The sequence below is a fragment of the Corynebacterium sp. genome (assembly GCF_012837295.1).
GTDB lineage: Bacteria > Actinomycetota > Actinomycetes > Mycobacteriales > Mycobacteriaceae > Corynebacterium.
This window is the reverse complement of the sequence record NZ_DURI01000078.1, coordinates 1-7,760: the sequence shown is the minus strand read 5'-3', so window position 1 is coordinate 7,760 and position 7,760 is coordinate 1. Positions and strand designations below refer to the sequence as shown.

The 7,760-nt window shown below is 71.3% G+C and carries 9 protein-coding genes; 8 read left to right on the top strand and 1 reads right to left on the bottom strand.

The genetic code is table 11. From position 1 onward, the window contains the following. Positions 1-575: low molecular weight phosphatase family protein (locus GX015_RS02635; protein WP_291342580.1), on the bottom strand; the 575-nt coding region annotated here is incomplete at its 3' end. 218 nt (positions 576-793) lie between these two features. Here GX015_RS02635 and hisH point away from each other — a divergent pair. From hisH to trpC, 8 genes are all read left to right on the top strand, one after another. Continuing rightward, positions 794-1,468, top strand: coding sequence for an imidazole glycerol phosphate synthase subunit HisH (gene hisH, locus GX015_RS02630; RefSeq protein ID WP_291342578.1), 675 nt, complete (start codon positions 794-796; stop codon positions 1,466-1,468). A gap of 145 nt (positions 1,469-1,613) precedes the next feature. Next, on the top strand, positions 1,614-2,348 hold the full coding sequence (priA, locus tag GX015_RS02625) for a bifunctional 1-(5-phosphoribosyl)-5-((5-phosphoribosylamino)methylideneamino)imidazole-4-carboxamide isomerase/phosphoribosylanthranilate isomerase PriA (RefSeq protein ID WP_291342576.1): 735 nt from the start codon (positions 1,614-1,616) through the stop codon (positions 2,346-2,348). A gap of 64 nt (positions 2,349-2,412) precedes the next feature. Then, complete coding sequence (locus GX015_RS02620; RefSeq protein ID WP_291342575.1) at positions 2,413-3,234, top strand: inositol monophosphatase; 822 nt, start codon at positions 2,413-2,415, stop codon at positions 3,232-3,234. Positions 3,235-3,329: 95 nt separating this feature from the next. Continuing rightward, a complete protein-coding gene (gene hisF / locus GX015_RS02615; RefSeq protein ID WP_291342573.1) occupies positions 3,330-4,106 on the top strand; it encodes an imidazole glycerol phosphate synthase subunit HisF in 777 nt (258 codons plus the stop codon). Next, the gene (hisI, locus tag GX015_RS02610) at positions 4,103-4,519 is read left to right on the top strand and encodes a phosphoribosyl-AMP cyclohydrolase (RefSeq protein ID WP_291342572.1); all 417 of its coding nucleotides are present in this window, start codon (positions 4,103-4,105) and stop codon (positions 4,517-4,519) included. Before hisF ends, hisI begins: the two co-directional genes overlap by 4 nt. A gap of 45 nt (positions 4,520-4,564) precedes the next feature. Beyond that, positions 4,565-6,157, top strand: a complete 1,593-nt coding sequence (locus GX015_RS02605) for an anthranilate synthase component I (protein ID WP_291342571.1) — start codon at positions 4,565-4,567, stop codon at positions 6,155-6,157. Next, on the top strand, positions 6,150-6,917 hold the full coding sequence (locus tag GX015_RS02600) for a TIGR02234 family membrane protein (protein WP_291342570.1): 768 nt from the start codon (positions 6,150-6,152) through the stop codon (positions 6,915-6,917). Before GX015_RS02605 ends, GX015_RS02600 begins: the two co-directional genes overlap by 8 nt. 90 nt (positions 6,918-7,007) lie before the next feature. Then, positions 7,008-7,760: indole-3-glycerol phosphate synthase TrpC (gene trpC / locus GX015_RS02595; RefSeq protein WP_291342568.1), on the top strand; the 753-nt coding region annotated here is incomplete at its 3' end.

The window sequence follows — 7,760 nt, the reverse complement described above, 5'->3', positions numbered from 1 at the left end:
TCGTCGGCGATGGTGCGGACCTGCTCGATGGAGGCACCCTCCGGGTCGGCGATGTCCCACTCGACGTAACGGTCGCCGGGAATGTCGGGCCGCTTGTCGACGCCCATGAGCACCACGACGTCGGAGCGGTGGACGGTGCGGGCGACGATCTCCTTCTGGTACAGGTGATCGGCCGGGATGCCGCGCTCGGCGAGCACCTCGAGGACGGTCGGGTTGATGCCGCCGACGGGGTTCAGTCCCACGGAGCGGACGAACAGCTTGTCGCCGACGATCCACGAGGTGATGGCGGAGGCCAGCTGGGAACGGCCGGCATTGCGCTCGCAGACGTACAGGACTTCCCGGCGGGCCCGCGGATCCTTCGCGCCGGCGGCGGTGGCCTGCTCTTCCAGGGTTTCGGAGACGATGCGCTCAACGATGACGGGCAGGAAGGTCTCGACCTTCGCCGCGGCGGTGCGCTCGGCGATGGTCGCGTCGACCAGCGCGTCGATGTGGTCGGCGGAATGCAGGGAGCCGTAGCGGCGGTGCATGTCCTCGCGGACGATCTCGAACTGGCGGTTGAGCAGCGGGTTGGTCATCGAAGGCCCTTTCTCATGATTTCTGCGGTTCCAGGCTTGGCGACGGCCCGTCGTAAAGCGGTTCGCCGATCTTGCAACCTGCAATGCTTGGCATGAAGTTCAGTGGAAGTTAACCTGCCGTTAACCTTAGCATCTCTCAGGCGTGTCGTTGCGTCGGCGCGTCGACGGCGCGGCGGGGCCGTGCGGGGGATGGGGAAACGACCATTTATGATTCCCCCATGACCACCGTCGCAATCCTCGACTACGGCTCCGGCAACCTGCGCTCCGCCGAGCGCGCCGTGGCCTCCACCGGCGTCGACGTCGTCGTGACCGCCGACCCGGACACCGTCATGAACGCCGACGGGCTGCTCGTCCCGGGCGTCGGCGCCTACGCCGCCTGCATGGAGGGCCTCCACCGCGTGCAAGGCCCCCGCCTGATCGGCTCCCGGCTGGCCGGCGGCCGCCCCGTGTTCGGCATCTGCGTGGGCATGCAGGTGCTCTTCGATCGCGGCGTCGAATTCGCCGAAGGCGTCCACGCCGACGAGGCCGACCCTTCGGCCCGCGCGGTCGGCACCCCCGGCTGCGGCGAATGGCCGGGCACCGTCGAGCGCCTCGACGCCGCGATCCTGCCGCACATGGGGTGGAACACCGTCGAGGCCCCGGAGAACTCCGAGATGTTCCGCGGCATCGACGACGAGCGCTTCTACTTCGTGCACTCCTACGCCGCCCGCCGGTGGGAACTCGACGTCGATTCCCGCATCGCCGCGCCGCTGGTGACGTGGACCTCCCACGAAAACGACCGTTTCGTCTCCGCCGTGGAAAACGGCCCGCTGTGGGCCACCCAGTTCCACCCGGAGAAGTCCGGGGACGCGGGCCTGGCGCTGCTGCGCAACTGGACCGGCACCCTGCGCTGACCCGCCGACGGGACGGGGGCCGCGGCGGCCGCGACCGCCCCGGCCACCGCTTCCGGGGGCTGGCCTATACTTCACAGCGGAACTTCAGGTCGGCCCGCGGGCCGGCCGACACCGATCACCGACTCCAGGGGAGCGATACACCGCCATGACCTTGACCCTCCTGCCCGCCGTTGACGTCGCCGATGGACAGGCCGTGCGCCTGGTCCAGGGTGCCGCGGGTTCCGAGACCCACTACGGTGCGCCGCTCGACGCCGCGATGAACTGGCAGAACGCCGGCGCGGAGTGGATCCACCTCGTCGACCTCGACGCCGCCTTCGGCCGCGGCTCGAACTACGAGCTGCTCAAGGACGTCGTGGGCAAGCTGGACGTCGACGTCGAGCTGTCCGGCGGCATCCGCGACACCGAGTCGCTGGAGGCCGCGCTGGCCACCGGCTGCCGCCGCGTCAACATCGGCACCGCCGCCCTGGAGAACCCGGAGTGGTGCAAGGAGATCATCGGCAGCTACGGCGATCGCGTGGCCATCGGCCTGGACGTCCGCCAGATCGAGGGCGAGTGGCGCCTGCGCGGCCGCGGCTGGGTCTCCGACGGCGGCGACCTGTGGGAGGTGTTGGAGCGCCTCGATTCCGAGGGCTGCTCGCGCTTCGTGGTCACCGACGTCTCCAAGGACGGCACCCTGGCCGGCCCGAACCTGGAGCTGCTTCGCGACGTCGCCGCGGCGACCGACGCCCCGATCGTCGCTTCCGGCGGCGTGAGCTCGCTGGCCGACGTCGAGGCCATCAAGACCCTGGTGGGCGAGGGCGTGGATTCCGCGATCATCGGCAAGGCGCTGTACGCCGGCCGGTTCACGCTGGAAGAGGCCCTGGCGGTCGCGCGCTCCTAGCCCACGGGCCGATCCGGTTCGGCGACGATCCGGTTCGACGACGACGCAGAAAGGTCACGCGACCATGGCGGATCTGGAACCCCGGGCCCTGCTGGCGATGGCGGAGGCGGCGGTGGACGAGGTCGAGGACCTCTTCACCGTCAACCTCGGCGCAGATCCGCTGGTGACCAAGGCCCGCGGCGACTTCGCCACGGAAATCGACCTGGCCATCGAGCGCCGCCTGCGCGAGCTGCTCCTGCACTTCACCGGCTTCCCCGTCCACGGCGAGGAGTACGGTGCCGGGGGTGACCACGACGCGGCCCCGGAGACCGTGTGGGTCGTCGACCCCATCGACGGCACCACCAACTACGCCGCCGGTTTCCCCATGTGCGCGATTCTCGTGTCGCTGCTGCACCAGGGCGAGCCCATCGTGGCGCTGGCGTCGATGCCGCTGCTCGGCCGCCGCGTCACCGCCACCCTCGGCGGCGGCACGCGGGTCAACGGCCGGGAAGTCCACATGGACCCCAAGTCCGGGCGGCCGGTGTCCATCGCCTTCGGCTCCGTCATCGCGCGCCGCGACGGCACCTTCCCCCGCGACTGGCGGCAGCTCCTGCTGTCTGCGGTGGGGGACCGGTACCCGACCATCCGCATCTCCGGCTCCGTCGGCGTCGATCTCGCCGCCACCGCGGCCGGGTCCTTCGGCGGCACCGTCACCTTTTCCCCGCACGTGTGGGACAACGCCGCCGGCGTCCTGCTCATCCGCGAAGCCGGCGGCGTGGTCACCGACCTTCGGGGCGAGTCCTGGCACGACGGCTCCGTCGGCGTGCTCGCCGGCACCGAGGAAGTCCACGCGGGCCTGCTCCACATCGTCCGCGGCATCCAGCCGCCCACGGACTTCCGGGCGTGACCGGCGCCGCGCCTTCCACGCCCATTCCCCGATAGCCCCGATCGCCCCAGACCCCAATCTCACCCAGAACTCCACCCGACAACCGAGGAGAACCCATGTCCGTCGCCATCCGCGTCATCCCCTGCCTGGACGTCAATGACGGCCGGGTGGTCAAGGGCGTCAATTTCGAGAACCTCCGCGACGCCGGCGACCCGGTCGAGCTGGCGCACCGCTACAACGAGGAGGGCGCCGACGAGCTGACCTTCCTCGATGTCACCGCCTCCAAGGACGGCCGCGGCACGATGCTCGACGTGGTGCGCCGCACCGCCGAGCAGGTGTTCATTCCTCTGACCGTCGGCGGCGGCGTCCGCAGCGTCGAGGACGTCGACCAGCTGCTGCGCGCCGGCGCGGACAAGGTCAGCGTCAACACCTCCGCGATCGCCCGCCCGGAGCTGCTGCGCGAGCTGTCGCAGCGCTTCGGCGCGCAGTGCATCGTCCTGTCCGTCGACGCCCGCCGCGTCCCCGAGGGCGGCGAGCCCCAGCCTTCCGGTTTCGAGGTGACCACCCACGGCGGTTCGAAGTCCGCGGGCATCGACGCCGTCGAGTGGGCGCGCCGCGGCGAGGAGCTCGGCGTCGGCGAGATCCTGCTCAACTCCATGGACGGCGACGGCACGAAGGACGGCTTCGACCTGGAGCTGCTGCGCGAGGTCCGCGCCGCCGTCGACGTGCCGGTCATCGCCTCCGGCGGCGCCGGCGCGGCCGAGCACTTCCCGCCGGCCGTCGAGGCCGGCGCCGACGCCGTGCTCGCCGCCTCGATCTTCCACTTCGGCGAGGTCTCCATCGGCGAGGTCAAGGACGCCATGGCCGACGCCGGCATCGAGGTCCGCCGATGAGCGGCTTCGAAGAGGTGCCGGCGGCTGCGGCTGCGGCGCTGACCGTCGGCAAGCAGGACCCCGACGACCCGGCCACCTGGGACCTGGCCCCCGACCTGGCCGCCCGCCTCAAGCGCAACGACGCGGGGCTGGTGCCCGCGATCGTGCAGGAAGTCGGCACCGGCGACGTGCTGATGCTCGCCTGGATGGACGACCACGCGCTGGCGTACACGCTGGGCACCCGCCGCGGCACGTACTGGTCGCGGTCGCGCGGCGAGTACTGGATCAAGGGCATGACGTCGGGGCACTTCCAGCAGGTCCACCACGTCGCCCTCGACTGCGACCACGACACCGTCCTGGTCACCGTCGAGCAGACCGGCGCCGCCTGCCACACGGGCGCCCACTCCTGTTTCGACGTCGATCCGCTGCTGTAGGACCACGTCCATTCCGCGTCATCCGCGTTTGGCATGATGTGACGCATGACGCGAACCTCTACGCGAACCTCGATGACCTCCCGGGAGCGCTTCCGCGCCCTGGCGCGGGACCACCGCGTGGTGCCCGTGATCAGGCGGGTGCTGGCCGACGGCGAGACCGCCCTGTCGGCGTACCGCAAGCTCGCCGCCGACCGCCCCGGCACGTTCCTGCTGGAGTCGGCGGACGTGGGGCAGTCCTGGTCGCGCTGGTCGATGATCGGCTGCGGTTCGCGCACGGCCCTGACCGTCGTCGACGGGCGGGCCCGCTGGATCGGCACGGCTCCGGAGGGCGCCCCGGAGGGCGGGGACCCGCTCGACGCTTTGCGCGAGACCCTGCGGCTGCTGCACAGCGAGCTTCCGCTTGACGACGCCGCCGTCGACTCCGGTTCGGTGCCCCCTTTCACGTCCGGCCTGGTCGGGTACTTCGGGCACGACATCATCCGCTTCATCGAGCGGAAGCTGCCGGACACGTGCGTCGACGACCTCGGCGTGCCGGAGATGGTGCAGCTGCTGGTCGAGGACCTCGCGGTGGTGGACCACCATGAGGGCGTGATCTGGCTGGTGGCGAACCAGATCAACTGGGACGGCTCCGACGAGCGCGTCGACGCCGCCTACGACGACGCGGTGTCGCGCATCGACGCGATGCTGGCCAAGCTCGCCGCGCCGCTGTCGACGCCGCCGGTGGAGGTCGAGCTCGTCGAACCGGAAGTGCGCCGCCAGCGCACGCCGGAGGAGCACATGCGCCGCATCGAGGTGTGCAAGGAGCACATCCGCGCCGGCGACGCATTCCAGATCGTGCTGTCGCAGCGCTTCGAAATGGACACCGACGCCACCGCGCTGGAGGTCTACCGCATGCTGCGGATGACCAACCCCAGCCCGTACATGTTCCTGGTCAACGTGCCCGACGAGTCGATGTCGGAGACGGCCTTCCAGATCGTCGGGTCCTCGCCGGAGTCGCTGGTGCAGGTGCAGGGCCGGCGGGTGGTCACCAACCCGATCGCCGGCACCCGGCCCCGCGGCGCCGACGTCGAGGCGGACCTGCTCTTCGAGAAGGAGCTGCTCGCCGACGAGAAGGAGAACAGCGAGCACCTCATGCTCGTCGACCTCGGCCGCAACGACCTCGGCCGCGTCTGCGAGCCGGGCACGGTGAAGGTCCACGACTTCCGCCACATCGAGCGCTACTCGCACGTCATGCACCTGGTGTCCACGGTCACCGGCATGCTGGCGGACGAATCGACCGCCGTCGACGCCTTCGCCGCCACGTTCCCGGCGGGCACGCTGTCCGGTGCCCCGAAGCCGAGTGCGCTGGCGATCATCGACGAGCTCGAGGACACCCGCCGCGGCGTCTACGGCGGCACGGTCGGCTACTTCGATTTCCGCGGCAACACCGACCAGGCGATCACCATCCGCAGCGGCCTGATGAAGAACGGCACCGTGTACGTCCAGGCCGGCGGCGGCATCGTCGCCGATTCTGATCCCGACGCCGAGGACGCGGAGACCCGCAACAAGGCCGCCGCCGTGCTGCGCGCGGTCGCCGCGGCGGAAACGATCCGCGACGCCACCGGAGATGCCGCGGGAGATGGGGGAGCAGATGACTGACGACAAGCACGAGACGCCCGACACCGCCGGCACCGCCGCTGCGGCCGCCGGTGCCGACGGGATGGCGGACGAGAAGAAGACCGACCGGCGGCCCGGCATCGCGCTGCTGCTGATGCTCCTGTCGGCGGCGGGCCTGTGGCTCGCCGGGCGCGCGGCGTGGCTGACGGTGACCACGTTCGACGACAAGTCGGGCGAGGCCGTCAACGACCTCGTCGGCGCGACGTGGGCGCCGGAGTCCACGGCGCTGGCGCTGGCGTTGGCCGCCGGTGTCGCCGCGACGCTGATCCTCGGCGGCATCGGCCGCCGCATCGTCGGCGGGCTGGCCGCCGTCATCGCCGCCGCGGCCGCGTGGTCGCCGCTGCAGGTGCTCACTACCGGCGCCGATCCGCAGCGCGCCCTGGACCTCTTGTCCTCCGGTGCGGCGACGCAGCGCGCCAACGCGCCGGTCACGGTGTCCGACTGGGCCCAGGTCCAGGATCTGCAGGTCCATTCGCTCGGCCCGGTGGCCGCGGTCATCGCCGCAGCTCTCGGCGTGCTCGGCGGCGTGCTGCTGCTCGCACGTCCGGGCGGGACCGTCGCCAAGCGGAGGTCCGGGGCCTACGAGACCCCCGAGGTGCGCCGCGAACGCGTGCGCGACGATCTGGACCGCGAGCCCCGGTCCGGCCGCGTGCTGTGGGACGCGCTCGACGCTGGCGTGGATCCCACCGACACCGATCCCGATACCGACCCCGCGCCCGGCGGCCGCCGGGACGGGCGATAACATTCACCCGGAAACGATTCCGACGTTCCGACCGACTTCAGCGGCTTCCCGGGCCACCGCGCCCGGAGGCCCACGACGAGGGGATTGACCATGGCAACGGTGCTCGACGACATCATCGCCGGCGTGCGCGAGGATTTGGCCGCCCGCGAGGCGAAGGTTTCCTACGAGGAGATCAAGGCCCGCTCGCTCGACGCGCCGCCGGCCCTCGACGCGGTGGCCGCGCTGTCCCGCCCGGGCGTGCAGGTGATCGCGGAGGTCAAGCGCGCCTCCCCGTCGAAGGGCGACCTGGCGGACATCCCCGAGCCGTCCGTGCTGGCCAAGCAGTACGCCGACAACGGCGCCGCCGTGATCTCCTGCCTCACCGAGGAGCGCCGTTTCCGCGGTTCGCTCGCCGACCTCGACGCCGTGCGCGCCGCGGTGGACATCCCGGTGCTGCGCAAGGACTTCATCGTCACGCCGTACCAGATCCACGAGGCCCGGGCCCACGGCGCCGACCTGGTGCTGCTCATGGTTTCCGCGCTGGATCAGCCGGCGCTGGAGTCCCTGCTCGACCGCACCGAGTCGCTGGGCATGAACGCCCTCGTGGAGGCCCACACCGCGGAGGAGGTCGACCGCGCGGTCGCCGCCGGCGCGAAGATCCTGGGCATCAACGCCCGCAACCTGAAGACCCTCGAGGTCGACATGGGCGTCTACGGCAAGCTCGCCCCGATGCTGCCGGACAACGTGGTCAAGGTCGCCGAGTCCGGCGTCAAGGGCCCCGAGGACCTGCGCGCCTACGCCGACCAGGGCGCCGACTGCGTGCTCGTCGGCGAGGGCCTGGTCACCGCCGGCGACCCCGGCGAC